Below are 25,678 nucleotides of genomic sequence, written 5' to 3' on the forward strand. Positions count from 1 at the left end.
GAAATTCTAAAGGGCAAATCCGCACTCAAGCTCGGGTTCGTTGGTAATGAACAATTTCCCGGGAACGAGCAGTAGATGCGCCTGATCCGCACTTACACGCTGTTAGGATTAGTCGCTGCGCTCGCAGGCTGCGCGACGGCCCAGCTGCACACGACTGACCAGCTCAACGAAGTCGCGCTGGGCTGCGGCCTGACCTACGGCGAAGTGGTTCAGGAGGCGGAGGAAAAGCGCCTGCTGTTTCTCTATCGCGTCGCGCCGAAGCCGGAGCAGCGCCACTGCGTCTATCAGTGGGCGCGCCGCAATCATCTGACGCTCGTCGTCATCAACGCCGTCAACGAACAACCTGCCGAAAGTCCGAAGAGCTGATGCCCAAGCGCACCGACATCTCCTCCATCCTGATCATCGGCGCGGGGCCGATCGTCATCGGCCAGGCGGCCGAGTTCGACTATTCGGGCAGCCAGGCGGTCAAGGCGCTGAAAGCGGAGGGCTATCGCGTCATCGTCGTGAATTCGAACCCGGCGACGATCATGACCGACCCGGAGCTGGCGGACTCCACCTATATCGAGCCGATCACGCCCGCGATCGTGGCCAAGATCTTGGAGAAGGAGCGGCCTGATGCCGTGCTCCCGACCATGGGGGGCCAGACGGGCCTCAATACGGCGCTCGGGCTCTACAAGGACGGGACGCTGGATAGGCTCGGGATCGAGCTGATCGGGGCGAACGCGCAGGCGATCGAGAAGGCCGAGGACCGGCAGAAGTTCCGCGATGCGATGGACAAGATCGGCCTCGAGAGTCCGCGCTCGGCCATCGTCCATACGATGGAGGAAGCTGCGGTCGCGCTGGAGAATGTCGGTCTTCCGGCGGTCATCCGGCCGAGTTTCACGCTCGGCGGCACCGGCGGCGGCATCGCGTACAACCGCGACGAATATGAGCATTTCGTCCGGACGGGCCTGGAGGCATCCCCGACGACCGAAGTGCTGATCGACGAGAGCCTCGTCGGTTGGAAGGAATATGAGATGGAGGTGGTCCGCGACCGTGCGGACAATGCCATCATCATCTGCTCGATCGAGAACATCGACCCGATGGGCGTGCATACAGGTGACTCGATCACGGTCGCGCCGGCGCTCACGCTGACCGACAAGGAATATCAGCGGATGCGCTCGGCTTCGATTGCTGTGCTCCGGGAAATCGGCGTTGAAACAGGCGGTTCCAACGTTCAGTTCGCAGTCAATCCGAAGAATGGCCGGATGGTCGTGATCGAGATGAATCCGCGCGTCTCGCGTTCATCGGCGCTGGCTTCGAAGGCAACGGGCTTCCCGATCGCTAAGGTCGCTGCTCGCCTGGCTGTCGGATACACGCTCGACGAGATCGCGAATGACATCACGGGCGGCGCGACTCCGGCCAGCTTCGAGCCGACCATCGACTATGTCGTGACCAAGGTGCCGCGCTTCGCGTTCGAGAAGTTCAAGGGCGCCGAGCCCCTGCTGTCGACCGCGATGAAGTCGGTGGGCGAGGTGATGGCGGTCGGCCGTAACTTCGCGGAGAGCCTGCAGAAGGCGTTGCGCGGCCTTGAGGTTGGGCTTTGCGGGCTGGACCGGGTGCGGGAGCTTGAAGGTGCGGACCCCACGGCGATCGAGACGCTGTTGGCACGAGCTACACCGGATCGGCTGCTGGTTGCCGCTGAGGCGTTGCGTCAAGGATTCACCGTCGAGCGGATCAACGACATTGCGGGCTTCGATCCGTGGTTCCTCCGGCGCCTGGAGGAAATCGTTCGCGCGGAAGAGCAAGTCCGCGCCAATGGCCTGCCGAGCGATGCGCGCGGCATGCGGCGGCTCAAGGGGATGGGATTTTCGGATGCGCGGTTGGCTCAGCTGGCGCTTCGATCGGCGCATGTCGAGCGCGGAATGAGCGAGGCTGTCGCTGCGGGCGGAGGCGTCGTGCACACCGCGATCAAGGCAATGACGGGCGGGATCACCGAGGCTGAGGCACGTGCTCACCGGGTGAAGCTGGGCGTACGACCGGTGTTCAAGCGCATCGACAGCTGCGCCGCCGAGTTCGACGCCACCACGCCCTATCTCTATTCGACCTATGAGGCGCCACTGTTCGGCGAGCCGGAGGACGAGGCGAAGGTCAGCGACCGGCGCAAGATCATGATCCTGGGCGGCGGCCCGAACCGGATCGGGCAGGGAATCGAGTTCGACTATTGCTGCTGCCATGCTGCTTTCGCGCTTGGCCGCGACCGGGGTGAGCAGAAGGGTGCGGGCTTCGAGACCATCATGGTCAACTGCAATCCGGAGACCGTGTCGACCGACCCGGACACTTCTGATCGGCTTTATTTCGAACCGCTGACGTCAGAGGACGTGCTCGAGATCGTGCGTCGCGAGCAGGAGAAGGGCGAGCTCCTGGGCGTCATCGTCCAGTTGGGTGGGCAGACGCCGCTGAAGCTGGCCGCTGAGCTACAGGCCGCAGGCGTGCCGATTCTTGGGACTTCGCCGGACAGCATCGACCTGGCGGAGGACCGCGAGCGGTTCGCGACTTTGGTCCAGAAGTTGAACCTCAAGCAGCCTGCCAACGGCATTGCGCGCAGCCGGGACGAGGCGCTGCGCGTGGCGGAGCGGATCGGATATCCGGTGCTTCTGCGGCCCTCTTACGTCCTTGGCGGACGCGGCATGGAGATCGTCGACGGGCCCCAGCAGCTGGATCACTACATAGCGACCGCGGTGCAGGTGTCGGGATCGGCGCCGGTCCTGATTGACCGGTACCTCCGCGACGCGATCGAGGTTGACGTCGACGCCATCTGCGACGGGACTGACGTCGTGGTCTGCGGCGTGCTCCAGCATATCGAGGAAGCGGGCGTGCACTCGGGCGACAGCGCCTGTTCCATTCCGCCCTATAGCTTGGGTGCCGATATCGTCCGCGAGATCGAGCGGCAGGCACGAGAGCTAGCTCTGGCGCTCAAGGTCAAAGGTCTGATGAACGTCCAGTTCGCAGTGAAGGATGGCGAGGTCTACCTGATCGAGGTGAATCCGCGCGCCTCGCGGACCGTTCCGTTTGTCGCGAAGGCGATTGGAACGCCTGTCGCGAAAATGGCTGCGCTTGTCATGGCTGGAGAGCCGCTGAGCAAGTTGGGCGAAATCCGGCGGATCGAAAGCTACATCGCGGTGAAGGAATCCGTCTTCCCGTTCGCTCGGTTCCCGGGGACCGATCCTGTTCTCGGACCGGAAATGAAGAGCACCGGCGAAGTCATGGGAATTGATAGAGATTTCGACATCGCGTTCGCCAAAGCCTTGCTCGGCGCCGGCATGATCCTGCCGCAGGGAGGGACGGCCTTCATCTCGGTCAAGGATGCGGACAAGGACAATATCGTTCCCGCCGCGCAGAAGATGGTCGAACTCGGTTTCAAGATCATCGCGACGGGCGGAACGGCAGATCATCTCGCGTCCAAGGGCGTACCGGTCGAGAAGGTGAACAAGGTCGCTCAGGGGCGGCCGCACATCGTCGACCGTCTGCTCGATGGAGACGTAGCTTTGGTCTTCAACACCACCGAGGGCTGGCAGTCGCTGAAGGACAGTCATTCGATCCGTGCGACGGCGCTGCAGCGGAAGGTGCCGTACTTCACGACTGCGGCGGCAAGTCTCGCGGCGGCACACGCTATCGAGGCGGTCAGGGGGCACGCGCTTGAAGTCGCGTCGCTCCAATCCTATTATTCCGCCGCCTAGAAGAGCTTCCACCGACATTCTGCATTGGATCAGCGCGCTTATCGCAGCGCGTCTGAGCAGAGCATTGAAAAGGGTTTTGTAAAATGGCGAGTGCCGAAAAGGTGCCGATGCTGGCCGAGGGATACCGCAAGCTGACCGACGATCTGCGGCGGCTGAAGGTCGAAGAGCGCCCTGCGATTGTGGAAGCGATCGAGGAAGCGCGTGCCCATGGCGACCTCAGCGAGAATGCGGAATATCACGCTGCCAAGGAGCGCCAGGGCCAGATCGAGGCGACGATTGCCGATCTCGAGGACCGCCTCAGCCGCGCGATGGTCATCGATCCGACGACGCTGTCCGGCGACAAGGTCGTGTTCGGCGCGACCGTCAGCCTGCTCGACGAGGACGATAAGAAAGTGAAGTACCAGCTTGTCGGCCAGGTCGAAGCTGACGCCAACCAAGGCCGCATCAGCTACAATTCGCCGCTTGGCCGCGCCCTGATCGGCCGCACGGTCGGGGAGGAGGTCGAGGTCTCGACCCCGTCCGGCGACCGCTACTACGAGATCAAGAAAATCGAATTCGTCTGATCCAGACGATGGATCGGATCCCACGCACTGCAACGGTTGCGATCAGCGCTGTAACGGCGCTTGCCTGGCTGCTGGCCGCAATCACCGGTTTTTCGGACCGGGTTGCGATCATGCTTGGCTTCATCCCGGCCAAGTTCAGCGGGGTCGTCTCTGTTCCAGGCTCCATTCCGGCTTTCCTGACGCCCTTCTCGGCGACTTTGGTGCATGGCGGATTGCTGCACCTTGCCTTCAACCTGCTGATCTTCGTCTGGTGCGGGACGCAGGTGGAGCGAGTGCTGGGACGCACAATCCTGATCATCCTGTATCTGGTGGGCGCATACACGTCGGCGCTGCTTCAATGGGTATCGAGCCCGCTATCCGTCGTCCCGATGGTCGGGGCGAGCGGCGCGATCAGCGCGGTGATCGGCGCTTTCGCGCTTAGCTTTGGACGGCCGAAGCCATTCACCAACCATGCTGGCCTCAACCGGACAATCAACGTCGTGTGGCTGATGGTCGCCTGGATCATCCTGCAGATGATGATGGGCTGGCTCGCAGGCGGGCAGGGCTACCTGCTCGCAACCCCGGCGCACATCGGCGGCTTCGCCGCGGGCCTGCTGCTACAGCGCCCACTGTTGCTCTGGCATTACCGTAAAGCTTAGCCCGCAGACTGCTTCGGCCGCTTGATCCCTTCGCCTTCCGGTTCGAGGAGGCGATGCAGGTGGACGACGACGTAGCGCATCTCGGCATCGTCGACGGTCCGCTGTGCCGCTCCGCGCCAGGCGTCTTCGGCGTCGGCATAGTTGTCGTAGATACCGACGACGTCGACGGTGTTGAGATCGAAGTCGAGGCCTTGCGGGTCCTTGACCCGGCCTCCGAACACGAGGTGAAGCTTGCTCATGCCGGCCCCGCTAGCAGGATTTGCGCGCCTGCGTCAGCCTTTGCGGGCGGCGTCGTATGCAGCCTGGCCTGACGCCTTTGCCGCGTCAGTGACGCCCTGCAGGAGCGAACGGATCGTTTCCTCACCCTTCTGGCGATTGATGCCAAGCTCATTGAGGCGATCGGTGCCAGTTTCGCGGGCGGCTTCGAACGCGGCCTTAGCGCTCTGCTTCACACGGCGAGCCGTCGGACGGATAGCCTTGGTCTCGGCTTGAGTTCGGGGAAGTAGGGCGGCGATCAGCGCACCGGCGGCGATCCCGCCGGCAAGAGCGATGAGGGGCGCTTCGCTCAGCGTTCCGGTCACCTGGTCGCGCGCGCCTTCATAGGCTTCGATCGCACGCTGGCGGCTTCCTGCCCGGCCCGACGTGGCTTCGGTCTGGCTGGTACGGTCGTCACTCATCACACTACCTCCGTATCTTCCGTTTTCTGCGCCGGCTTCTTGCGGGCCCTGCGCGCCTTACGTTTGTCCTTCGCGCCGCCGACGAGATTCTTCGCGAGATCGATCAGCGGCTCCCTGGCTAGAAACATCGTCAGCGCGGCTACGATCCCTGTCGCTGCGAGCGGCCGTGTGCGGACCGCGTCGACTGCATCCTCGGCCAGGTCCGCGCCCTTTTCCTTAGCGCCCTGCCAAGTGTTCTTGGCGAGGACCTTGGGGCTCAGGCGCTCCTGAAGCTCCTGCGCGGTTGCCATCACCCGGGCGCGCGAGCGCTCGACCTCGATCCGGGCCGCTGCAACCTGGGGCGAATCCGTCATAGGTCACGGCTCAAGCGTTGCGCTCCGTACCAGCCTAGAAGACCGGCGATGGCGGCGAAGATCAGCAGCCCGATGAAGCCGGCGGCCAGTGGCCCGATGAACTTCGACAGCGCAATTACCACCCCGACCGCAAGCGCCGTGACGCCGGCGAGCGAGAGGATGAATGCGATTCCGAACAGGATCGCCGGCAAGATGAGCGCCTTGCCCTTGGCGGTGGCGATGGCCTTAAGCAGGCCGACCTCGGCACGGGCGTAGGCTTTGCCGTCCTCGATGAGCTCGTGGACGAGCTCACCGATCGGGCGTTCAGCCGGCTCGGGTCCGGGGTCGACAGGCTTGAGCATCAGGCGTCGTCGGCTTCGCCGTTGTCGGGTGCAAGGCCCGTCTTGAGCAGTCGAGCAACGACAAACCCGACGACCGCGGCGCCCGCGAGCGCAATGCCCGGCGAGTTGCGGACGAAGGTCCGTGTGTCCTCGATCAGCTCGTCCGGATCCTTGGCAGCAATCGAATTGGCGGCATTCTCGATCGCTCCGGCTGCGCGGCGAGCATAGTCGCCGTACTCAGAGCCGAGCCGCTCTTCGATGCCGGGCGCAGTGTCGCCAACAGCCTTGGCGACATTGGCAAGCGCCTCGCTGGTCCGCTCAAGACCGTGGGTCACGAGGCCGCGGGTGCGTTCGCCGGCCTGGCTTGCGAATTGCTCCCGGCCTTCGCGGAAGCGATCGGCAAGACCGCGATCCGAGCCGCCACTACGGCTGCCGCTCGACGTTGAATCTGGTTGCGCTACCAATGCGTTATCCTCCGTGGTGGCAGTCCCGCCCGTGGTGTCGGTGTTTGCGGCACCTTCGATCACCGTGTCCGTTCCGTCGGGCAAAGCAGCAGTCCTGTCGTCACTCATGGCCAGTTCTCCTTCGCTGCCCTGAACCCGGGGCGAGCAGCCTTCGTTCCGGCGTTCGGCGCGGAAAGTTGCACGCTCAGCCGCCGCGCTTATACGCCCAACCATCCACCAATATCATTACGTTTCCGCAAGAAAGAAGGCCATGACCCTGATCGTCGACGTTCACGCCCGCCAGATCCTCGACAGCCGCGGAAATCCGACCATCGAAGTCGACGTCACGCTCGAAGACGGAAGCCTGGGCCGCGCGGCGGTGCCTTCGGGCGCTTCGACCGGGGCACACGAGGCGGTCGAGCTTCGCGACGGCGACAAGAGCCGCTGGGGTGGGAAGGGCGTTGGCAAGGCGGTCGACGCCGTCAATGGCGAGATTGCGGACGAGGTGATCGGCCTCGACGCCGAAGACCAGGCGGAGATCGACGCGGCGATGCTCGCGCTCGATGGGACGGAGAATAAGGGACGGCTCGGCGCCAATGCGATCCTGGGCGTGAGTCTGGCGACCGCGCGGGCTACAGCGGATGCGATCGGGCTTCCGCTTTATCGCTATGTCGGTGGGGTCGATTCCAACCTGCTGCCGGTGCCGATGATGAACATCCTCAACGGCGGTGTTCATGCTGACAATGGCATCGACTTCCAGGAATTCATGGTGATGCCCGTCGGCGCGCCGAACTTTGCTGAAGCACTCCGTTGCGGGGCCGAGATCTTCCACGCGCTGAAGAGTGCGCTGCACCAGGCGGGGCTTTCGACATCGGTCGGCGATGAAGGCGGATTTGCGCCGGCGGTGAATTCGGCGCGCGAAGGGCTGGATTACATCGAGAAAGCGGTGAGCGCTGCCGGCTACAAGCTCGGCGAGGACGTCCTGCTGGCGCTCGACTGCGCCGCAAGCGAATATTTCAAAGACGGCGCCTATCGCATGACTGGCGAGGGGAAGACCCTGTCCTCGGCAGAGAATGCCGATTTCCTTGCAGATCTGGCGGCCAACTATCCGATTGCCTCGATTGAGGACGGGATGGCCGAGGATGATTGGCAAGGATGGAAGGCGTTGACTGAGCGTCTGGGTGACCGCGTCCAGCTCGTCGGCGATGATCTGTTCGTGACCAATGTCGAGCGCCTGCAGAAGGGCATCGACGATGGGATCGCCAATTCGATCCTGATCAAGGTCAACCAGATCGGCACGCTGACCGAGACGATCCAGGCGGTGCGCCTGGCGCAGACCAACGCGTACACGGCGGTGATGTCGCACCGTTCGGGCGAGACCGAGGATTCGACGATTGCCGACCTCGCGGTCGCGCTGAGCTGCGGCCAGATCAAGACCGGCAGCCTCGCACGATCGGACCGGACGGCGAAGTACAACCAACTGCTGCGGATCGAAGAAGAGCTAGGCGAATCCGCACGCTATCCGGGACGGGCGGCGCTCAAGGCTTACCGGGCCGCTCGCTGATCACGATCAAGGGCGTGACCTCGCCGAGGGATCGCGCTCCGGTCTTTAGCACCGTCGGGGGCTTAATGCCGAGGTCGCGATTGGCGCGATCAAGAAGCATCCAGATCAGCTCATGCGTAGCGATGAGGATGCGCTGCTTCGGGTCGGCTGACGCGATGACGTCATCCAGCCTGGCGGCCGTAACAGCGGTAGCGATGGCCTGGCCGACCCGCTGCCCGTGGATGTAGATCGGGTCTGCTGACGTCTCACGGACGAGAACTGCGTTGGAGACGGGTCCGTCCTTCACTCGATCGAACCATGAAAGGACCGGAGGCGTCCACATCATTCGGAGTTCACGATTGCCGGTGAGCTGAGAGTTGGTCCCCGGCATATTGTCCTGCTTGGGGTAAACCGCCCAGAAGGTCCCGTTCCAATAAGGATGGGCGGCGTCGATCTCCTGAGACGGCAAGGCATGAGCTGTGTCGAGCGCGCGCCAGGTCAGCCCGTCGAGGATGTAGGCAAAGAGCACAGCTTCGGCGGATTGGGATTGGCCGCGTCTCCCAAGTTCGGCTTCTACCACTTTGAGGTCAGGGGTGATTTTCCGGCTCAGCTGTGCGCCAATGGGCTCGAGGCGAGCGCGCAGTGCGGTCATCTCGTTCGATCCGAGGATTGGGAAGGATGTGATGACGCGGCCGTTCTCCGCTCTGAGCAGGCCCCAGTCGCGAAGCTCCTGAAGCTGGCGATCCGACACTGTCTCACCAGCAGCGGTGATTTGCGACTTCGTGACGCCATTGCGAGCCAGCAGGAGGATGCGGCCGTTATTTCCCGTGTTGACGAGGCGGTGCGGCGTTGCGACTTTCGACGTGCAAAAGCAGACGAGGCCGAAGTCCTTGAGATCGGCGGGATCGGCCGATGCAGGACTGGCCGAGGTGACGGTCACCAGCAGTAAAGCGAGCCTTGCAAGCAATCGGAACGTCCCTTCGAAGCAATCGGATACCGCCCGATCCACAAGTTTATCCCCGCAATATCCACCAAATCATTCTTTTCACTTGCTTTGACGAGTCCTTCGTGATTCTCCTGATGACGTCATGCGGGGGAAGAAACCGATATTTCAGCTGATCAGGCGTGCGGCAATGCCGGCGCTGGCGCTGATCGTCGTCGGCACCTTCGCCGGTCACGCGATCGCCGGGCCGAACGGCATCCTGGCTTGGGGCGGCTATCACCGCGCGCTTCAGGAGCGCAAAGCTGAGCTGGCGCAGCTCGAGACGCAGCGCGCGCAGATGCGGCACCGCTCCGCTTTGCTCGATCCGCGCAAGGCCGATCCCGACATGGCGGATGAGCTGGTTCGCAAGGACTTGGGCCTCGTGCGTCCCGACGAGGTGATCATTCCGCTCGACTGAGCGATGAGGGTCTTCGCCCTCTGCATCGCCGCTTTGCTGGCGTCTCCTTCTTCCGCTGAGGCGCTTCCGGCTAAACTTCCGCCCTTCGACGAGTGCAAGTCCGTGCCGGCCGTTGCTGCGCTCCGCGCTCGACTGGAGCAGGCGGTCGCCAAGAGAGACGGCAAGGCGCTGGTCGCCATGCTGGCGCCTGATGTGCTGGTGAACTTCGGAGGAGAGAGCGGCCCGAAGGCCTTTGCCGAGACCTGGGGACTGAACGCGCCTGCCACGAGTGAGTTGTGGCCCCTGCTTACGAAGATGCTGAAGCTCGGTTGTGCCGAGTCCGATGGCAATTACGTCATCCCGTCGCTGACGATGCAGTTCGATCCAGATGAGGCCGAGGACCTGTTCGACAAATTCGTGGTGGTTTCCCCCGGCGCGAAGCTGCGCAGCGGCCCCGCTCTGGCGAGCGCGACAAAGGCCACCCTCGCCTGGGACGTCGTGAAGGCCGTCGACCAGAGCAATGCAAAGCAGACGAAGGTGCGATTGCAGGACGGCCGGGAGGGCTGGCTGTCCGCGGACGAACTCTACAATCCAGCTTATTATCGGATGATTTTGGAGAAGCGCGACGGGAAATGGATGATCGCGGCGCTAGTGGCTGGCGACTGACCATTGCTTCCCGCGGCAGGTCGCTCCTATAGACCCGCCCGCTTAGAGGAGAGAGGTCGTCGTGGCGCGTCCCGCGAAGAAAGCCCCCGTTACAACTGCAGCCGAGCCCCAGATCGAGCGCCCGGCACAACCGCAACGTTACAATGCGTCGAAGGAAGAGCTGCTGCAGCTCTACCGCGAGATGCTGCTGATCCGCCGCTTCGAGGAGCGGGCGGGACAGCTCTACGGCCTCGGCCTGATCGGCGGCTTCTGCCACCTGTACATCGGGCAGGAAGCGGTCGCGGTTGGACTGCAGTCCGCGATGACTGTCGGCAAGGACAGCGTCATCACGGGCTATCGCGATCACGGGCACATGCTGGCCTATGGCATCGACCCGAAGGTGATCATGGCGGAGCTGACGGGGCGAGCGGCAGGCATCTCGAAGGGCAAGGGCGGGTCGATGCACATGTTCAGTGTCGATCACGGCTTCTACGGCGGCCACGGCATTGTCGGCGCCCAGGTGCCGCTGGGGACCGGTCTGGCCTTCAAACACAAATATTCGGAGGATGGCGGCGTCTGCCTGACCTATCTTGGGGACGGGGCGGTGAACCAGGGCCAGGTCTACGAGGCCTTCAACATGGCCAAGCTCTGGGACCTGCCGGTGATCTTCGCCGTCGAGAACAACAGATATGCGATGGGCACGTCGATCCAGCGCTCATCGGCTGAGCCGGAGCTCTTCCGGCGCGGCCAGGCGCACCGCATTCCGGGCTTGCAGGTCGACGGCATGGACGTGCTAGCGGTCCGCGGCGCGGCCGACGTGGCGCTCGAGTGGACCCGCAGCGGGAAGGGGCCGATCATCGTCGAGTTCCTGACCTATCGTTATCGCGGCCATTCGATGTCCGATCCGGCCAAGTACCGCACGCGCGAGGAAGTGCAGGAGGTGCGCGAGAACCGTGACCCGATCACCCACGCCGAGCAGGAGCTGCAGAAGCTCGGCGTGAAAGAAGAAGAGCTCAAAGCGATCGACAAGGAAATCAAAGATATCGTGGTCGAAGCTGCCAAGTTTGCTGAAGAAGCGCCCGAGCCGGCGCCGTCCGAGCTCTACACGGACGTTCTGGTGGAGAGCTACTGATGCCGGTCGAGCTGAAAATGCCTGCGCTGTCCCCGACGATGGAAGAGGGGACGCTCGCCAAATGGCTGGTCAAGGAAGGCGATGACGTCAAATCGGGCGACATCCTGGCTGAGATCGAGACCGACAAGGCGACGATGGAGTTCGAGGCCGTCGACGAAGGCAAGATTGCCAAGATCCTCGTGCCCGAAGGCACGGATGGCGTGAAGGTCGGTGAGCCGATCGCGATCCTGGCGGGCGATGGCGAGCAGGTGAGCGATGCTTCTCCGGCTGCTGCTGCTACGCCGGCAGCGGCTGAGCCGAAGCAAACCGCCGAGGACATTCCTGTTCCTGCCTCGCAGCAGACGGAAGCGACGCCGACGCCGCACGTGTTCGACACGGCTGCTCGCGACCTCGTCGCCGATGTGGAAGCGACGCGGGACGAGCCGGAAGTGCCGGAAGGCACGCCGTTGGTACCCGTCACGGTGCGTGAGGCGCTCCGCGACGCGATGGCGGAGGAGATGCGCCGCGACGAGCGCGTCTTCGTGATGGGTGAGGAAGTCGCCGAGTACCAGGGCGCCTACAAGGTCACGCAAGGCCTGCTGCAGGAGTTCGGCGCCAAGCGTGTCGTCGATACGCCGATCACCGAATATGGCTTCGCGGGGCTCGGCGCAGGCGCGGCCATGGGCGGACTTCGCCCAATCGTCGAGTTCATGACCTTCAACTTCGCGATGCAGGCTATCGATCACATCATCAACTCGGCCGCGAAGACCAATTACATGTCCGGCGGCCAGATGCGTTGTCCGATCGTGTTCCGCGGTCCGAACGGCGCGGCAGCGCGCGTCGCCGCGCAGCACAGCCAGAATTACGGCAGCTGGTATGCGCATGTGCCCGGCCTGATCGTCATCTGCCCGTACAGCGCGGCCGATGCGAAGGGCTTGCTAAAGGCGGCCATCCGGAGCGAGGACCCGGTGGTCTTCCTGGAGAATGAGCTTCTTTATGGACAGCATTTCGACGTTCCGCAGATGGACGATTACGTCCTGCCGATCGGCAAGGCGCGCATCGTTCGTCCGGGCAAGGATGTGACCATCGTCAGCTACTCAATCGGCGTTGGCGTTGCGCTGGAGGCCGCGCAGGAGCTGATGGGGCAGGGCGTCAATGCCGAGGTCATCGACCTGCGCACGCTGCGCCCGCTCGACAAGGCCACGGTTCTGGAGAGCCTCAAGCGCACCAACCGCATGGTGGTCGTCGAGGAAGGCTGGCCGGTCTGCTCGATCAGCTCGGAGATCATCGCAATCGCGATGACCGAAGGGTTCGACGATCTCGATGCGCCGGTGATGCGCGTGACCGACGTCGACGTGCCGCTGCCTTACGCTGCGAACCTCGAGAAGATGGCCCTGATCAAGGCGTCCGAGGTCGTGGAGGCGGTGAAGGCCGTCTGCTATCGCTGATCGACGGCTAGATCCTGACCGGCTGACGGCGCTGGAAGCCACGCCGTCGAATGTCAGGCCAGCTTTCGCAACGCTCTGGAATTTGGATCTGGCATTCGCCGACTTGGTCGCGACCACGTCCGACCCTCGTTTGGGTGCGATCCGCATGGCTTGGTGGCGCGAACGGCTCGAAGAGCTTGATCATGGCGACCCGCCTGCTGGCGAGCCACGGTTGCGGGCGATCAAACATCAGTTGGTCGAACGTGGGATCGCGGGTCTCGAGCTGTCGAAGCTGGAAGACGCATGGCTTCCGTTGCTGGAGCCATTCCCCTGGAGCGCTCCTGCCGTCGAAGGTCTGACGCTGCGGGGCCGGACTCTCTTCGGCATCGGCGCCCGGCTGCTCGGCGGGCGTTCCGAAGACGCAGAGGCTGCGGGCGCGCTCTGGTCTCTCGTCGACGGCGCTACTCACTGCAGCGATGCGGACTCGCGGCATTATCTTTGCGGTGTTGCGCGAGAGGCGATCCGGGAGGTTCCGAGCAGGGAACCGCGTGAGGTCAGGCCTTTGACCGTGCTGGCTGCATTGGCGGCTTACGATCTGCGTCCGGGCGGGCGTCTTGGGCGCGTCGGTGTCGCGATGGCACATCGCTTGCGAGGGACGATTCCGCACGGTTGACAGCGTTGGTTCCGCATTGGACATGAACCGCGCCGAATCTCCCTGTATTTTGGAGGTGCCTAGTGGCGCGCTTTCTCGCCGGGGCTGCGGCCTGTTTTCTGCTTTTGACCGGCGCGTTTTTCGTCTGGCAGTCGAGGGCTGCCGAAAATCCCCAATTACCCAAAGCTCCAGCGGCACGCACTGCCACGGCTTCGCTCTTCAATGCTTCCCAGCCACTCCAAGCGCCGGAAGCCACGCCCAAGTCGCGCGAAGAGAAAAGGTTCAGCCGGGCGGATAAGAACAAGGACGGCAAGATCGAAGGAGAGGAACTATTCGCTCCGCGCAGGAAGGCGTTTGCGAAACTCGACGCCAACGGCAACGGATCGCTGACCTTCGAGGAATGGGCCGGAAAGACCATCGGCAAGTTCCAGGGGGCGGACGCGAATCACGACGGCTGGCTGACCCCGGCCGAGTACGCGACGACCGCGCCTCCGCCTCCGAAAAAGCAGCGCTGCGCTTGCTGACTTAGAGGGGATTTGTCCTGACTCGGGACAGTTTGGTTAACCGAGTCTTCAATCCGACGTTACGGGCTTGTGAGTGTCCATTTTGACCCTATCGGGGGCGCTGATGGACCTCACTTCCCTGACGTACACCAGTCTTGCGCGTCACGACCTCCAAGAAGCCGATTTAGACGATATTCGAAGAAGCGCTCTTCAGCGGAACGGTGCGAGCGGAATCACCGGGCTGCTGATCTTCAACGGCACGCATTTCCTGCAGATCGTCGAAGGATCGCATGCCAGCGTCGATGAGCTTCTGATCCGGTTACGTAGCGATCCGCGCCACAGCGGCCTGGAAGTCAGGGATCAGCACACGATTGAGGCGCGCAGCTTCCCGGACCAACCGATGGATTTGCTGCGCGTGAAGCCCGGTGTGTTCGAAGCTCGGGACGAGATCGCGGAGCGGCTGCCCGATACGGTGCCGGAGGAGATCCGCCTCCGATTGTTCCGGATGACCGAGCTGATTTCCCGGATGGAGTTTTAGGCCGGTTCGGTGACGGGCGTCGGCGCAAGCCAGTCCGCAAAGGCAGAGCGGGCTCGATTGGTATAGGCCTTCTTGCGATCGGCTTTCTTGGAGCGACCCTCAAGCGGAGGCATGAGGCCGAAGTTGACGTTCATGGGCTGGAACGTCTCCGCGTCCGCGCCGCCGGTAATGTGGCCTAGCAACGCACCCAGTGCAGTTTCGGGCGGTGGAGGCGCGAGCTTCTCGTCCTTCAGCTCTGCCGCCGTGAAGCGCGCCACCATCAGGCCGACCGCAGCGCTTTCGACATAGCCCTCGCAGCCGGTGATCTGGCCCGCAAAACGGATGTTCGGCTTCGACTGCAAGCGAAGTCCGTGGTCCAACAGTCTGGGTGAATTGATAAAACTGTTACGGTGGATGCCGCCTAGCCTGGCGAATTCTGCGTTTTCGAGGCCGGGGATGGTGCGGAAGATCCGGGCCTGCTCGCCGTGTTTCAGCTTGGTTTGGAAGCCGACCATGTTCCATAGCGTGCCAAGCGCATTGTCCTGCCGAAGTTGAACGACGGCGTAGGGCCAGCGCCCGGTGCGGGGATTGTCCAAGCCGACACCCTTCATCGGGCCGAAGCGCAGCGTTTCCACGCCCCGATCCGCCATCACTTCGATCGGCATGCAGCCTTCGAAGTAAGGCGTGTCCTTCTCCCACTCCTTGAACTCGGTCTTCTCGCCGTCACGCAGGGCCTGGATGAAAGCCTCGTACTGGTCTTTGTCGAGTGGGCAGTTGATGTAGTCCTTGCCGCCCTTGTCCCAGCGAGCGGCCATCCAGCAGATATCCATGTCGATGCTGTCGCGATGGACGATGGGCGCGATAGCGTCGAAGAAGGCAAGCGCGCCTTCGCCCGTTTCCGCCGCGATGGCCTCGGCGAGCTTCGACCCGGTCAGCGGCCCAGTAGCGATAATGGTTGGATGATTGGGCAGGGCGTCGATCCGCTCGCGGACGACGGTGACGTTTGAATGGCCCTGGACCGCTGCCGTGACCTCCGCTGCGAAGGCTTGGCGGTCGACCGCGAGCGCAGATCCCGCCGGCACACGATGCTTGTCGGCCGACCGCATGATGAGGGAACCAAGGTCGCGCATCTCCTGGTGAAGCAGGCCGACGGCGTTGTTCTCGGCATCGTCCGAACGGAAGCTGTTCGAGCAGACCATTTCCGCAAGACGATCGGTTTCGTGTGCAGGCGTGGAGTCACCGCCACCGCGCATTTCGGAAAGGCGTACCCGCAGTCCTGCCTCAGCCAGCTGCCACGCCGCTTCGGACCCGGCGAGGCCGCCGCCGATGATGTGAACGTCAAAAGCCATGGGGCGTTGTCCCTAGCCCCCAACATCAGGAGCGCCAAGATGATCGATCATATGGGCATTGCCGTTTCGGACATCGATCGTTCGCGGAAGTTCTATGAAGCGGCGCTCGGCGCGCTGGGCATGTCGGTGAACATGGAGGTCGGGCCCGACCAAACGGGCGACGGAAGCACGGCGCTGGGTTTCGGCGTGCGCGGGGAGAAGATCTTCTGGATTGCGGACGGCGAACGGCCTGGCGAGGGGACTCACGTCGCCTTCCGTGCGGACCGCCGCGAACAAGTCGATCGGTTCTACGAAGCAGCCATGAAGGCGGGCGGCAAGGACAACGGTAGGCCTGGGCCACGTCCAAACTATGGGCCCGACTATTATGCGGCGTTCGTCTATGATCCGGATGGCGCAAACATTGAGGCTGTCTGCTACGCGAAGTCCTGATGCAGTAGCTTCAAAGGCGAACGTCGTGCATCGTCGCCGCCATGCTATCGATTCTTCTGGCCGCGGCCGCGCAAAGCCTTTCCGCCAACAACTATTCGATCAGCGAGCCCATGCCGGCGCATAGCGGGACCTTGCTCTGGTCTGACGAGTTCGATGACAAGTCGCTCGACCTGTCCAAGTGGAGCTACGACACCTCGCGAAACAAGGAAGGCTGGTACAACAAGGAGCTGCAATATTACGCCGCGAACCGGCCTGAGAATTTGCGCCTGGAAGGCGGTAAGTTGATCATCGAGCTGCGCAAGGATCCCGAAGCGATCCGCAAGTTCCCGGACTGGGGGAAGCAGAAGTACAGCTCGGCCAAGATCCAGACCAAGGATAAGGTCGCGTTCAACACCGGCTTCGTCGAAATGTCCGCCAAGCTGCCCTGTTCGAAAGGTTCGTGGCCGGCGTTCTGGCTAATGCCTCAGGGGTCGGCGCCGTGGCCTGAAGGTGGCGAGATCGACGTGCTCGAGCAGGTCGGATCGCAGCCGAATGTTGCGCATGCGACGCTGCACACGAAGCTGTTCAACCATGCTCAGCAAACCGGGCGCGGCGCGGAGATGCCCGTCCCGACCGCTTGCACTGCATTCCACCGCTATCAGCTTGGCTGGACGACCGACGCAATCACCATCGGCGTGGATGACCATGCCTATATGCGAGTGAAGAATGATCAGCCGGGCGGGCTGGGCGCGTGGCCGTTCAACGCGCCCTTTTATCTAATCCTCAATCTCGCCATGGGCGGTGATTGGGCGGGGGCTAAGGGCATCGACGACGCCGCGCTGCCGCAGCGGATGGAAGTGGACTATGTGCGCGTCTGGGAAATGCCGGAGGCAGCACCGGCACCTGCAGCGAAGTGAGTCGAATGCGGATCTTCACCATCGGATATGAAGGCACCACGGTACCGGAATTCCTGGACGCGTTGACGCAGGCCGGCGTGAAGCGCGTGATCGACGTTCGCGCCTTGCCGTTGTCGCGGCGGCCAGGCTTTTCGAAGACGCCGCTCCGGCTGGCGCTGGAGGAAGCGGGCATCGAATACATCCACCTCAAAGCGCTCGGCACTCCGTCTGAGGGGCGAACGGCAGCCAGGGCGGGGCGTCATGCTGAGTTGGAGCGCATCTATGCAGGCCAGCTAGAACTGCCCGAAGCCATGGCACAGTCCGCGCAGATGCTCGAGCTCGCTGCAGAAAAGCCCTCGGCGCTTCTCTGCATGGAGCGCGAACCTGCGCTTTGTCACAGGACGCTATTGCTGGACGCGGTTGCCGCCGATGCCGAGGTCGTTCACCTATACGCGTGAGGCTGACTCAGACGGCGGGTAGTTCCTCCGGCTGCGTGTGACCGTTGAGCAGCGCCTCGATGTCGGGGATCGGACGCCCGCTCATTTCCTTGTTCACGGTGCAGATGATCCGGCGTTCGACTTCCTTGTGCAGGCTTTTCTTGAGGACGCCGAGTGCCTTGGGCGGCGCAACGATCGCAAGAGCTTCGAAGTCGTTGCGGAGGACGCGTGCTTTCAGTTCGTCAGCCGCGTCCTTGATCCAGCGATCCTCTTCCTGCTGCTGGAAGTCAGGCTCTTCGTACGTCGACCGGCCAAAGCCGAAGCTTTGCTTGGTCGTCCCCGGCGCGTCGGTTTTGATCTCCCGATCCTTGCGTTCGTAGCGCGCGTCATGCGCCTCGGTACGCAGGTCGATTTGATTTTCGTCACCGTGATTGCGGAAGAAGAGCGTCTTGCGACCATCGGCGACAAGGACCAGCGCATTATGGGGAAGGGGCATAGAAGGTACTCCTCAAACTAAGGCTAAGGAGAACGCGACCCGGCCCCGCCCGGTTTCCACTGTTCGTCGCAGTTAGTCCGCGCCGGACCTGTTTTACTCCTGCTCCGGATCGGCGGGTTTCTCAAGCTCACTTTCGCCGATGATCGCATCGTCTACCGGCGCGATCTCTTCGCCGCCTTCGAGCTCGATCTCTTGCTCTTCGCTCTCCTCGATCTTCGCGACGCTCACGACATGCTCGTTTTCAGCGACGCGGAAGATCGTAACACCCATCGTGTTGCGCCCGGCAATCCGGATATCTCCCACGGTCGTGCGGATCATCTTGCCCTGGTCAGTGACTAGCATCAGCTGCTCGCCCTGAAGGGCGGGGAAGCTGGCAACGACGCAGCCGTTGCGCGGCGACGTGTCGATGTTGGTAATGCCCTGACCGCCGCGATTGGTGCGGCGATATTCGTAGGCCGAGGAGCGCTTGCCGTACCCGTTTTCGGTTACGGTGAGGATGAACTGCTCCTTCTCCGCCAGTTCGCCGATGCGCTCTGCCGAGAGCGAGCACTCGCCTTCCTTCTCGCCCTTCCACGGTGCGAAACGGAGATAGGCCTCGCGCTCTTCCTGGCTGGTGCCGACCCGGTGAAGGATCGACATGGAGATGACCTCGTCGCCGGGAGCGAGCCGGATGCCACGAACGCCCATCGATGTACGCGATTGGAATTCGCGCACGTCGGTCGCCATGAAGCGGATCGCCTTGCCGTGGCGGGTCGCGAGGAGGACGTCGTCGCCTTCCATCAGCAATTCGACGCCGATCAGGCGATCGGTCGGATCTCCCTGATCGTCGCCTTCGTCCGTCTCTGAGCCTTCGACGGCGCCAGTGCCGAACCGCATCGCGATCTTGCCGGCAGTCGGGATGTTGGTGAAGGCGGCCATGCTGTTGCGCCGCACCGTGCCGTGCGCCGTCGCGAACATGATGTGCAGGCCGCCCCATTCCGTCTCGTCCTCAGGCAGCGGAAGCACCGTCGAGATCGTCTCCCCGTTCGCGAGCGGGAGGATGTTGACCATCGGGCGCCCTTTGGTGTTCGGGCCGCCCTCGGGCAGCTTCCACACCTTCATCCGATAGACACGGCCGAGATTGGAGAAGAACAGCACCGGGTTGTGCGTTGAGGTCACGAACAGGTTGGTAACCGCATCCTCTTCCTTGGTCGCCATGCCGGCGCGGCCCTTGCCGCCGCGCTTCTGCTCGCGGAACAGAGCAAGCGGCGTGCGCTTGATATAGCCGCCCATGGTCACGGTGATGACCATGTCTTCGCGCTCGATCAGGTCTTCGTCTTCGATGCCGTCGGCAGCGGGGGCGAGCTCGCTGACGCGCGGGGTGGCGAATTCGCGTTCTACCTCGTCGAATTCCTCGCGCATGACCTCGTAGAGACGCACGCGATTGGCGAGGATCTCGAGCAGCTCGCCGATGGATTGCGCGAGGCCCTGCAGCTCATTGCCGATCTCGTCACGACCGAGGGCCGTGAGGCGGTGAAGGCGTAGCTCGAGGATCGCGCGGACCTGCGCGTCGGAAAGCTGATAGGTCTCAGACTTGCCCTGCGGCTCCACGGCTTCGACGAGCGCGATGTAGGGGCGGATCTCCGCACCAGGCCATTGGCGCGCGAGCAGTTTCTCGCGAGCGTCGGCAGGGCTGGCAGATCCGCGGATCAGCTTCACGACCTCGTCGAGGTTGGTGACCGCGACGACCAGGCCAAGCAAGATGTGGGCGCGCTCGCGGGCCTTGAGCAGCTCGAACTTCGAGCGGCGGGTGATCACTTCTTCCCGGAAGCGGACGAAGCTCTCGATGATGTCGCGGAGCGTCAGCGTTTCCGGACGGCCGCCGCGGATCGCGAGCATGTTGGCCGGGAAGCTCGACTGGGCCGGCGTGTGCCGCCAGAGCTGGTTGAGGACCACTTCCGGCGTGGCGTCCCGCTTCAGATCGATGACGATTCGGACGCCCTCGCGGTTGGATTCGTCGCGGATGTCCGAAACACCCTCGATCCGCTTGTCCTTGGCCGCTTCGGCGATCTTTTCGACCAAGCCGTTCTTGCCGACCTGGTAGGGAATCTCGGTGAGGACGATCGAACGACGGTCGCCGCGGCCTTCCTCGATTTTGTAGCGCGAACGCTGGAGGATCGATCCCCGGCCAGTAGTGTAGGCGCTGCGGATTCCAGACTGTCCGAGGATCAATCCGCCCGTCGGGAAGTCGGGTCCCTTCACATGCTCCATCAGCCCTTCGGAGCTGATCGCGGGATCGTCCATGTATGCGCGGCAGGCGGCGAGGACCTCGCCCAAGTTGTGCGGCGGGATGTTGGTCGCCATGCCCACGGCGATTCCGCCAGCGCCGTTGACGAGAATGTTAGGGAAGCGGGCAGGGAGGACCTGCGGCTCCTGCTCGCTCGCATCATAATTCGGCTGGAAGTTGACGGTGTCCTTGTCGAGATCGCCGAGAAGGAAGCCCGTGACCTTGGCAAGACGCGCTTCGGTGTACCGCATGGCCGCTGGCGGATCGGGGTCCATCGAGCCGAAGTTGCCCTGGCCGTCGATCAGCGGAACCCGCATCGACCAGCTCTGCGTCATTCGCGCGAGCGCGTCGTAAATCGCACTGTCGCCGTGCGGGTGATATTTACCAATGACGTCGCCGACGATGCGCGCCGACTTGCGATAGGGCCGGTTGTAGAAAAAGCCGTTTTCGCTGGCCGAGTAGAGAATGCGGCGATGGACCGGTTTCAGGCCGTCGCGCACGTCAGGCAGCGCGCGGCTCACGATCACGCTCATCGCGTAATCGAGGTAGCTGGTCTTCATTTCGTCGACGATGGAGATCGGCGCGATGTCGTTGTCGCCCGGGGGAGGCGGAGTGCTGTCGTTGCGGTCGTCGACCGGCGGCTGAGTGGCCAAGAAAAGGTCCTGTCGTTAAGGATACACGCGAGGGACGCGAGAATGATCCCGCCCCCCCGATTTCCTACCTAGTGCATGGTTGGCCTGAAAACCACCCCGCGCGCGTGCGTACGCGTACGCGCGAGAGCTGGTTCAATGGGGGTTCACGATTTGGGCGGCACTTGGCCCACCCTTCGCCTAGCTGTAAGGGCGACCCGCAATTTCATCCCCATCCCGATCAGACCAGGAGGTCTCGTCATGAAAACCCTCGTATCAACGGCCATGGCACTGGCGCTCGTTGCCGCAGCATCGCCCGCTCTTGCTCAATATTCTTCGCCGGCAGGCGGGGGCCAGCAGGCGCCGAAATCAGATCCGCAGTCGCAGGCGGCAGCGCCTTCAAATCAACCGCAGCCCTCGGCCAAGGCGCGCAAGGCTATTGTGGACTTGCAGACGGCGGTAAATGCCAACGACACCGCCAACATTCCTGCGAAGCTTGCAGCCGCCAATGCGGTCGCGAGCACGAAGGAAGATCGCTACTGGATCGCGATCAATCAGCTGAAAGCCGCTAGCAAATCGAACGATCTGGCCAGCCAGGCCGCGGCGACGGACGCGCTTGCAGCGTCTGGACTGATGCCGGCCAAGGATGTTGCCAACCTCTACAGTGGTCTGGGCGGCAGCTACTACAACGCCAAGCAATATGATCAGGCCGTAGCCGCTTTTCAGAAGCAGGTGCAGCTCGATCCGAGCAACACCGATGCACTGATGAACATTGCTCAAATTCGCTCAGCTCAGGGCAAGTCGACCGAAGCCCTCGCGTCCCTCCAGCAGCTCATCAAGGCGAGCGCCGCTTCGGGCAAGAAGCCGGAAGAAGCGTTGTACAAGAACGCGGTCGCGATTGCGTACCAGGGCAAGTCGCCGGCTGCGATGGAGCTGGCCCGCGAGTGGGTCGCCGCTTATCCGAGCGCGACGAGCTGGCACGACGTCATCGCGATGTATCGCAACGAGCATCTCGGCAACACGCCGTACCTCATCGACATCTTCCGGCTCGCGACCGTGACCAACTCGATGCAGACTGCGTCGGATTACGAAATCTACTCGGGCAAGGCCGCGGACTCCGGCTACTGGGGTGAGGCCAAGGCTGCGGCCGACGCGGGCATTGCGTCCGGCAAGGTGACCGCAAGCAACAAGACAATTGCATCCGTTCTTACGGCTGCGAAGGGCAAGGTGCCGACCGATGCCGATCTGGCTGCGGCAGAGAAAGCGGCAAACATTCCGACTGCATATCTGCGCGTCGGCGATCGCTATTACGCTGCCGGCAATTACGCGAAGGCCGCGGCGCTCTATCGCGAGGCGCTTTCGAAGGGCGCGGATGCGAACCTCAGCAACCTGCGGCTCGGCGAAGCGCTCGCGCGGTCCGGCGACAAGGCTGGAGCCGCGACGGCATTGAAGGCCGTGAATGGCGAACTCGCCGATCTGGCCAAGCTCTGGCTGGTCTACGCAGGGAGCTAGCGCCACCTCGAAGATCCAAGTTGAGGCGGCAGGATAGTTCCTGCCGCCTCTTTTCGTTTGTACCGCCCGTCCCGTTTCGGGATGGTTAACCGAGTCCTTCTTAGCGCATCGTAAACCGTCGCGTAGAGCCTATGACCATTGCGTCTGAAGGATTCGGGTTGAGGTGCGTTTCGACGATCGTCTGCTGACCGTATTGAGCCAGCCCGCGGGCGACCGGCACGATGCCGCCGTGAGGTGGCGTCAGCTGGTGGACCTCGTCGCACGCGCGGGCCCTGAGAGCGACAGCCCGGTGGTGACGCAGGCTCTCGAGACGATTCGCGCCGACGCCTCCGACATCGACGAAACCCTGAGGGCGGCGGCCGCTCGCGCGATTGCCGGGAGGCCGGTTCCGTTCGGCTTGCTCGAGTATCTCGTTTCGGATCGCCTTTCAGTGTCGGCGCCAGTGCTCGCGGCAGCCACACTGGATGCGAAGCAGTGGCGCGCTTTGCTCAATCTCTCGGATGATGAGACGCGGCAGTTCATCGAGGCTTTGCATTCGGAAGTTGCATCGAGCGCTCCGTTGGCGGAGCCCCCGGCTCAGATCAGCGAAGAGGCCACAGCTCCGGCGCCGCCGCATCGTCCCAGTTCTTCGCTCAGCGACGTGGTTGCCAGGATCGAACGCCGGCGCCGCAGTCGCGAGGCGCAGCGGTCCGCCGCCGTTGCCGTGCCCGCGGAAGCACCATCGATGTTTCGATGGGAATGCGGGCCCAGCGGTGAAATCGCTTGGGTGGAAGGTGCGCCGCGCGGCGCTCTGATCGGCCGCTCGATTGCTCGAGTACAGGAAACGGACAGCGATCGAGTCGACGAAGAGGTCGTGCGAGCCTTTGCCCGGCGCGCGCCCTTTCGCGATGCTGAAATGACGGTCGCGGGCGAGGGGCTTCTCGGTGGCGCCTGGAAGATCAGCGGCCTGCCCGCATTCGACCCGACCGACGGACGTTTCGCAGGATATCGGGGCATCGCGCAGCGCGATTCCGCTCAACCGCCACAGCGCCGTGAAAGCAGCGCAGACATGCTCGCGGACCCGGACTCGCTTCGGGAACTGGTCCACGAGATCAAGACTCCGCTCAATGCGATCATCGGATTTGCCGAGATCATTCAAGGCCAATATCTGGGTCCGGCCGATCATCGCTATCGTGAGCGGGCAGGTGAGATCGTCGGTCAGGCGCGGCTTCTACTTGGTGCGATCGACGACTTGGATTTCGCGGCGAAGGCCCATTCTGCTCAGGGCGGATCGCGTCGCGCCGATCTTGCGCAGGTTATCCATGGAGCCGAAGACGATCTCACGGAGGTCGCCGCGGTTCGAGATGTCGAACTTGAGCTTTCCGGCCCGGCGACCGACTGCGTAGGGGCGATCGAGCCGGAGATCGCCGATCGCCTCATCGTGCGCTTCGGAAGTGCCATGATCGAGGCGGCGGACATGGGCGAGCATCTGCGGATCTCGGTAGAGCAAGGCGAGTCCATCTGCCGCATCGTGATCTCACGCCCCGCTTCCTTGCGAAACCTGCCCGATGCCTTGCTGTTCGAAGGCGTCGGCGATGATCAAGGCGGTTTGTCGGCAGGCTTCACGCTCCGGCTCGTGCGAGGCCTTGCGCGTATCGCCGGAGGTGATCTCGTGGCGTCACCGACGTCGCTCGCGCTGCTCGTGCCCAGAGCGTGACTCGCAACGCTCGTCTCGCTATCGAATCCGAACCGGGGAGGGCCTGTAGCTCAACGGTAGAGCCGGCCGCTCATAACGGCTAGGTTGCGGGTTCGAATCCTGCCGGGCCCACCAATCACGTCGACCGCGGCACGCCTCGGCATCGGGTATTGCCTTGATAGGCGCGAGCCTACTTCAGTCGTAGGCCCGCCGGATGGCGGTGGTCAGACTATTGAGCATGGAGGAACTGGAGACGGGGTTGCGGCTGCTCGCGCAGGGCGACTTCGATCACAACGCCTTCTGGGACGAGCACGTTGTTTCGTTCCGTCAGACGGTCCTGTTCGCCATTCGCGAAACTTCCGACGCATTGCTGTCGCCGCAGATTAGCTCAAGGTGGCGTATGCTTCTGCAGCGGCAGCTCGAGGAGTTGGTCCGTTACCTCGAGCTTGCGGACCTTTATTCAGAACGACGCTCACTCGGCCAAGAAGCCGAGGCACGGACGCATCGGCCAGCCAGTTCGACATTACATTGATTGACTCACACGCGGGCTAGTTTCGATTGTTTCAACTGGATCGGCGAAGAGCTTTCGTAATCCGATCGAGCTCCGAGGCCTCTGAGCTGGTGATCCCGTCGAACAAGCCCAGGACCCACGATATCTTGCTTCCGGAGGCCTTCGCCACGTCGTGGCACGCATCTATGATCTGCTTGATGCGCTCTTCCTGCTCGTAGCGCGGAAGGACGGCGAGGCCGTATTTGATGACTTCGATCGCCGTTTCGAAAAACTCGTCATCGGGACGGACTTCCATCCACTGAAGCAGGGCCGCTTGGCCAGGTGTCCCATCTTCGATGCCCTGTTCGCGAGCGATGCGGAGGACTGTTTCTCGTTCTTCTCTGGTGACCGTATCGCCACCCCAAGCGACCTGGACTGTAGGTGCAAGCAAGAAAGCGCCAGCCGAGTCTGCGGTGATGCCGAGGGCGCGCACTCGCTCCAGTAGCTCAGGATTGTCGACCTTTAGCTTGTCGCGGACGGCCTGAGCGGTGGCATCGAATTTGCCCCCTTCGCGCAGTCTTTCGATCAGTTTCGCGTCCTGCTGACGGAAGTAATTGGCCTCCATCGCCTTTTCGCGGTCGCTCCAGAGTCCCTTGTCGTCCATCACTCTTTCCCCCGCACACTGATGTCGGTCATCCCTTGTACCATTTCCTCGCCGCCTCGGCTGCGTCATGCTTGCGGTCACCTTGAAGCAAGTGGCCCGGCGGAGGGGATCAGCCGGGCCATGCTCTGGGGTGAGCGAGTGCAAGGATGCGATTTCCTCGCAGGATCAGGATATGCGCGCTCGGACCGCTCGCCATCGGGATTTCTGAGTATTTTAGGTCGCTTTGAGCTGCTCAGACGATCGGGTGATTGCGCGAGCCTTCAAAAGCCTGTTAGGCGGCGCCGCGTCGGGGAGTAGCGCAGTCTGGTAGCGCATCTGCTTTGGGAGCAGAGGGTCGCAGGTTCGAATCCTGTCTCCCCGACCATC

Annotated in this window: 28 protein-coding genes and 2 tRNA genes; 20 read left to right on the forward strand and 10 right to left on the reverse strand. The window is 63.0% G+C overall.

The window, feature by feature from the left end:
- The first annotated feature begins 75 nt into the window (after positions 1 to 75).
- From AC4GYV_RS05610 to AC4GYV_RS05625, 4 genes are all read left to right on the forward strand, one after another.
- On the forward strand, positions 76 to 366 hold the full coding sequence (locus AC4GYV_RS05610; protein ID WP_491099674.1) for a hypothetical protein: 291 nt from the start codon (positions 76 to 78) through the stop codon (positions 364 to 366).
- Positions 366 to 3,719, forward strand: a complete 3,354-nt coding sequence (gene carB / locus AC4GYV_RS05615) for a carbamoyl-phosphate synthase large subunit (protein ID WP_491099675.1) — start codon at positions 366 to 368, stop codon at positions 3,717 to 3,719. The genes AC4GYV_RS05610 and carB overlap by 1 nt, the downstream gene beginning before the upstream one ends.
- Positions 3,720 to 3,802: 83 nt before the next feature.
- On the forward strand, positions 3,803 to 4,282 hold the full coding sequence (greA, locus tag AC4GYV_RS05620) for a transcription elongation factor GreA (RefSeq protein ID WP_491099676.1): 480 nt from the start codon (positions 3,803 to 3,805) through the stop codon (positions 4,280 to 4,282).
- Positions 4,283 to 4,290: 8 nt separating this feature from the next.
- Entirely contained in the window at positions 4,291 to 4,920 is a 630-nt protein-coding gene (locus tag AC4GYV_RS05625; RefSeq protein ID WP_491099677.1) for a rhomboid family intramembrane serine protease, read from the forward strand.
- Here AC4GYV_RS05625 and AC4GYV_RS05630 read toward each other — a convergent pair.
- The 5 genes from AC4GYV_RS05630 to AC4GYV_RS05650 are packed head-to-tail and all read right to left on the reverse strand — an operon-like array spanning position 4,917 to position 6,842.
- On the reverse strand, positions 4,917 to 5,159 hold the full coding sequence (locus AC4GYV_RS05630; protein WP_491099678.1) for a DUF4170 domain-containing protein: 243 nt from the start codon (positions 5,157 to 5,159) through the stop codon (positions 4,917 to 4,919). The genes AC4GYV_RS05625 and AC4GYV_RS05630 overlap by 4 nt on opposite strands.
- A 33-nt stretch (positions 5,160 to 5,192) precedes the next feature.
- Entirely contained in the window at positions 5,193 to 5,597 is a 405-nt protein-coding gene (locus AC4GYV_RS05635) for a hypothetical protein (RefSeq protein ID WP_491099679.1), read from the reverse strand.
- A complete protein-coding gene (locus tag AC4GYV_RS05640; RefSeq protein ID WP_491099680.1) occupies positions 5,597 to 5,950 on the reverse strand; it encodes a DUF3618 domain-containing protein in 354 nt (117 codons plus the stop codon). The genes AC4GYV_RS05635 and AC4GYV_RS05640 overlap by 1 nt, the downstream gene beginning before the upstream one ends.
- Entirely contained in the window at positions 5,947 to 6,291 is a 345-nt protein-coding gene (locus tag AC4GYV_RS05645) for a phage holin family protein (protein ID WP_491099681.1), read from the reverse strand. Before AC4GYV_RS05645 ends, AC4GYV_RS05640 begins: the two co-directional genes overlap by 4 nt.
- A complete protein-coding gene (locus AC4GYV_RS05650) occupies positions 6,291 to 6,842 on the reverse strand; it encodes a hypothetical protein (RefSeq protein WP_491099682.1) in 552 nt (183 codons plus the stop codon). Before AC4GYV_RS05650 ends, AC4GYV_RS05645 begins: the two co-directional genes overlap by 1 nt.
- 142 nt (positions 6,843 to 6,984) lie before the next feature.
- Between AC4GYV_RS05650 and eno the strand changes: the two genes are divergently transcribed.
- The gene (gene eno / locus AC4GYV_RS05655; protein WP_491099683.1) at positions 6,985 to 8,277 is read left to right on the forward strand and encodes a phosphopyruvate hydratase; all 1,293 of its coding nucleotides are present in this window, start codon (positions 6,985 to 6,987) and stop codon (positions 8,275 to 8,277) included.
- Here the strand turns inward: eno and AC4GYV_RS05660 are convergent.
- Complete coding sequence (locus AC4GYV_RS05660) at positions 8,252 to 9,196, reverse strand: hypothetical protein (RefSeq protein ID WP_491099684.1); 945 nt, start codon at positions 9,194 to 9,196, stop codon at positions 8,252 to 8,254. The genes eno and AC4GYV_RS05660 overlap by 26 nt on opposite strands.
- Positions 9,197 to 9,344: 148 nt before the next feature.
- Between AC4GYV_RS05660 and AC4GYV_RS05665 the strand changes: the two genes are divergently transcribed.
- From AC4GYV_RS05665 to AC4GYV_RS05695, 7 genes are all read left to right on the forward strand, one after another.
- Complete coding sequence (locus AC4GYV_RS05665; RefSeq protein ID WP_491099685.1) at positions 9,345 to 9,656, forward strand: FtsB family cell division protein; 312 nt, start codon at positions 9,345 to 9,347, stop codon at positions 9,654 to 9,656.
- A gap of 3 nt (positions 9,657 to 9,659) precedes the next feature.
- A complete protein-coding gene (locus tag AC4GYV_RS05670; protein WP_491099686.1) occupies positions 9,660 to 10,301 on the forward strand; it encodes an SH3 domain-containing protein in 642 nt (213 codons plus the stop codon).
- Positions 10,302 to 10,362: 61 nt separating this feature from the next.
- Complete coding sequence (pdhA, locus tag AC4GYV_RS05675) at positions 10,363 to 11,412, forward strand: pyruvate dehydrogenase (acetyl-transferring) E1 component subunit alpha (protein ID WP_491099687.1); 1,050 nt, start codon at positions 10,363 to 10,365, stop codon at positions 11,410 to 11,412.
- Positions 11,412 to 12,839, forward strand: a complete 1,428-nt coding sequence (locus AC4GYV_RS05680) for a pyruvate dehydrogenase complex E1 component subunit beta (protein WP_491099688.1) — start codon at positions 11,412 to 11,414, stop codon at positions 12,837 to 12,839. The genes pdhA and AC4GYV_RS05680 overlap by 1 nt, the downstream gene beginning before the upstream one ends.
- A gap of 82 nt (positions 12,840 to 12,921) precedes the next feature.
- Positions 12,922 to 13,491 carry a hypothetical protein gene (locus AC4GYV_RS05685; protein ID WP_491099689.1) on the forward strand — a complete coding sequence of 190 codons (570 nt, stop codon included), beginning with the start codon at positions 12,922 to 12,924 and terminating at the stop codon, positions 13,489 to 13,491.
- 62 nt (positions 13,492 to 13,553) lie between these two features.
- Complete coding sequence (locus tag AC4GYV_RS05690; protein ID WP_491099690.1) at positions 13,554 to 13,994, forward strand: EF-hand domain-containing protein; 441 nt, start codon at positions 13,554 to 13,556, stop codon at positions 13,992 to 13,994.
- 103 nt (positions 13,995 to 14,097) lie between these two features.
- Positions 14,098 to 14,511, forward strand: coding sequence for a BLUF domain-containing protein (locus tag AC4GYV_RS05695; RefSeq protein WP_491099691.1), 414 nt, complete (start codon positions 14,098 to 14,100; stop codon positions 14,509 to 14,511).
- Here the strand turns inward: AC4GYV_RS05695 and trmFO are convergent.
- Entirely contained in the window at positions 14,508 to 15,839 is a 1,332-nt protein-coding gene (trmFO, locus tag AC4GYV_RS05700) for a methylenetetrahydrofolate--tRNA-(uracil(54)-C(5))-methyltransferase (FADH(2)-oxidizing) TrmFO (protein WP_491099692.1), read from the reverse strand. The genes AC4GYV_RS05695 and trmFO overlap by 4 nt on opposite strands.
- A 39-nt stretch (positions 15,840 to 15,878) precedes the next feature.
- Between trmFO and AC4GYV_RS05705 the strand changes: the two genes are divergently transcribed.
- The 3 genes from AC4GYV_RS05705 to AC4GYV_RS05715 are packed head-to-tail and all read left to right on the forward strand — an operon-like array spanning position 15,879 to position 17,601.
- Complete coding sequence (locus tag AC4GYV_RS05705; protein WP_491099693.1) at positions 15,879 to 16,268, forward strand: VOC family protein; 390 nt, start codon at positions 15,879 to 15,881, stop codon at positions 16,266 to 16,268.
- A gap of 41 nt (positions 16,269 to 16,309) precedes the next feature.
- Positions 16,310 to 17,164 carry a glycoside hydrolase family 16 protein gene (locus AC4GYV_RS05710; RefSeq protein ID WP_491099694.1) on the forward strand — a complete coding sequence of 285 codons (855 nt, stop codon included), beginning with the start codon at positions 16,310 to 16,312 and terminating at the stop codon, positions 17,162 to 17,164.
- A gap of 5 nt (positions 17,165 to 17,169) precedes the next feature.
- Positions 17,170 to 17,601 (forward strand): DUF488 domain-containing protein, encoded by a 432-nt coding sequence (locus tag AC4GYV_RS05715; protein WP_491099695.1) that lies wholly within the window; start codon positions 17,170 to 17,172, stop codon positions 17,599 to 17,601.
- A 7-nt stretch (positions 17,602 to 17,608) separates the two neighbouring features.
- Here the strand turns inward: AC4GYV_RS05715 and AC4GYV_RS05720 are convergent, their stop codons facing one another.
- Positions 17,609 to 18,076: a host attachment family protein gene (locus tag AC4GYV_RS05720; RefSeq protein WP_491099696.1), complete on the reverse strand. Its 468-nt coding sequence runs from the start codon at positions 18,074 to 18,076 to the stop codon at positions 17,609 to 17,611.
- Positions 18,077 to 18,169: 93 nt separating this feature from the next.
- Entirely contained in the window at positions 18,170 to 20,995 is a 2,826-nt protein-coding gene (gene gyrA, locus AC4GYV_RS05725; protein ID WP_491099697.1) for a DNA gyrase subunit A, read from the reverse strand.
- A gap of 237 nt (positions 20,996 to 21,232) precedes the next feature.
- On the opposite strand from gyrA, the gene AC4GYV_RS05730 reads away from it, so the two are divergent.
- From AC4GYV_RS05730 to AC4GYV_RS05745, 4 genes are all read left to right on the forward strand, one after another.
- Positions 21,233 to 22,483: a tetratricopeptide repeat protein gene (locus tag AC4GYV_RS05730; RefSeq protein ID WP_491099698.1), complete on the forward strand. Its 1,251-nt coding sequence runs from the start codon at positions 21,233 to 21,235 to the stop codon at positions 22,481 to 22,483.
- Positions 22,484 to 22,646: 163 nt separating this feature from the next.
- Positions 22,647 to 24,179, forward strand: a complete 1,533-nt coding sequence (locus AC4GYV_RS05735) for a sensor histidine kinase (RefSeq protein ID WP_491099699.1) — start codon at positions 22,647 to 22,649, stop codon at positions 24,177 to 24,179.
- Between the two features lie 39 nt (positions 24,180 to 24,218).
- A tRNA-Ile gene (locus AC4GYV_RS05740) sits at positions 24,219 to 24,293 on the forward strand.
- A gap of 79 nt (positions 24,294 to 24,372) precedes the next feature.
- Entirely contained in the window at positions 24,373 to 24,690 is a 318-nt protein-coding gene (locus AC4GYV_RS05745; RefSeq protein ID WP_491099700.1) for a hypothetical protein, read from the forward strand.
- A 31-nt stretch (positions 24,691 to 24,721) separates the two neighbouring features.
- Here the strand turns inward: AC4GYV_RS05745 and AC4GYV_RS05750 are convergent, their stop codons facing one another.
- Positions 24,722 to 25,312, reverse strand: a complete 591-nt coding sequence (locus tag AC4GYV_RS05750) for a hypothetical protein (RefSeq protein WP_491099701.1) — start codon at positions 25,310 to 25,312, stop codon at positions 24,722 to 24,724.
- 287 nt (positions 25,313 to 25,599) lie between these two features.
- Between AC4GYV_RS05750 and AC4GYV_RS05755 the strand changes: the two genes are divergently transcribed.
- Positions 25,600 to 25,676: transfer RNA gene (locus tag AC4GYV_RS05755), tRNA-Pro, on the forward strand.
- Positions 25,677 to 25,678: the final 2 nt, after the last annotated feature.

The organism is Sphingomonas sp. SP4 (assembly GCF_058313375.1).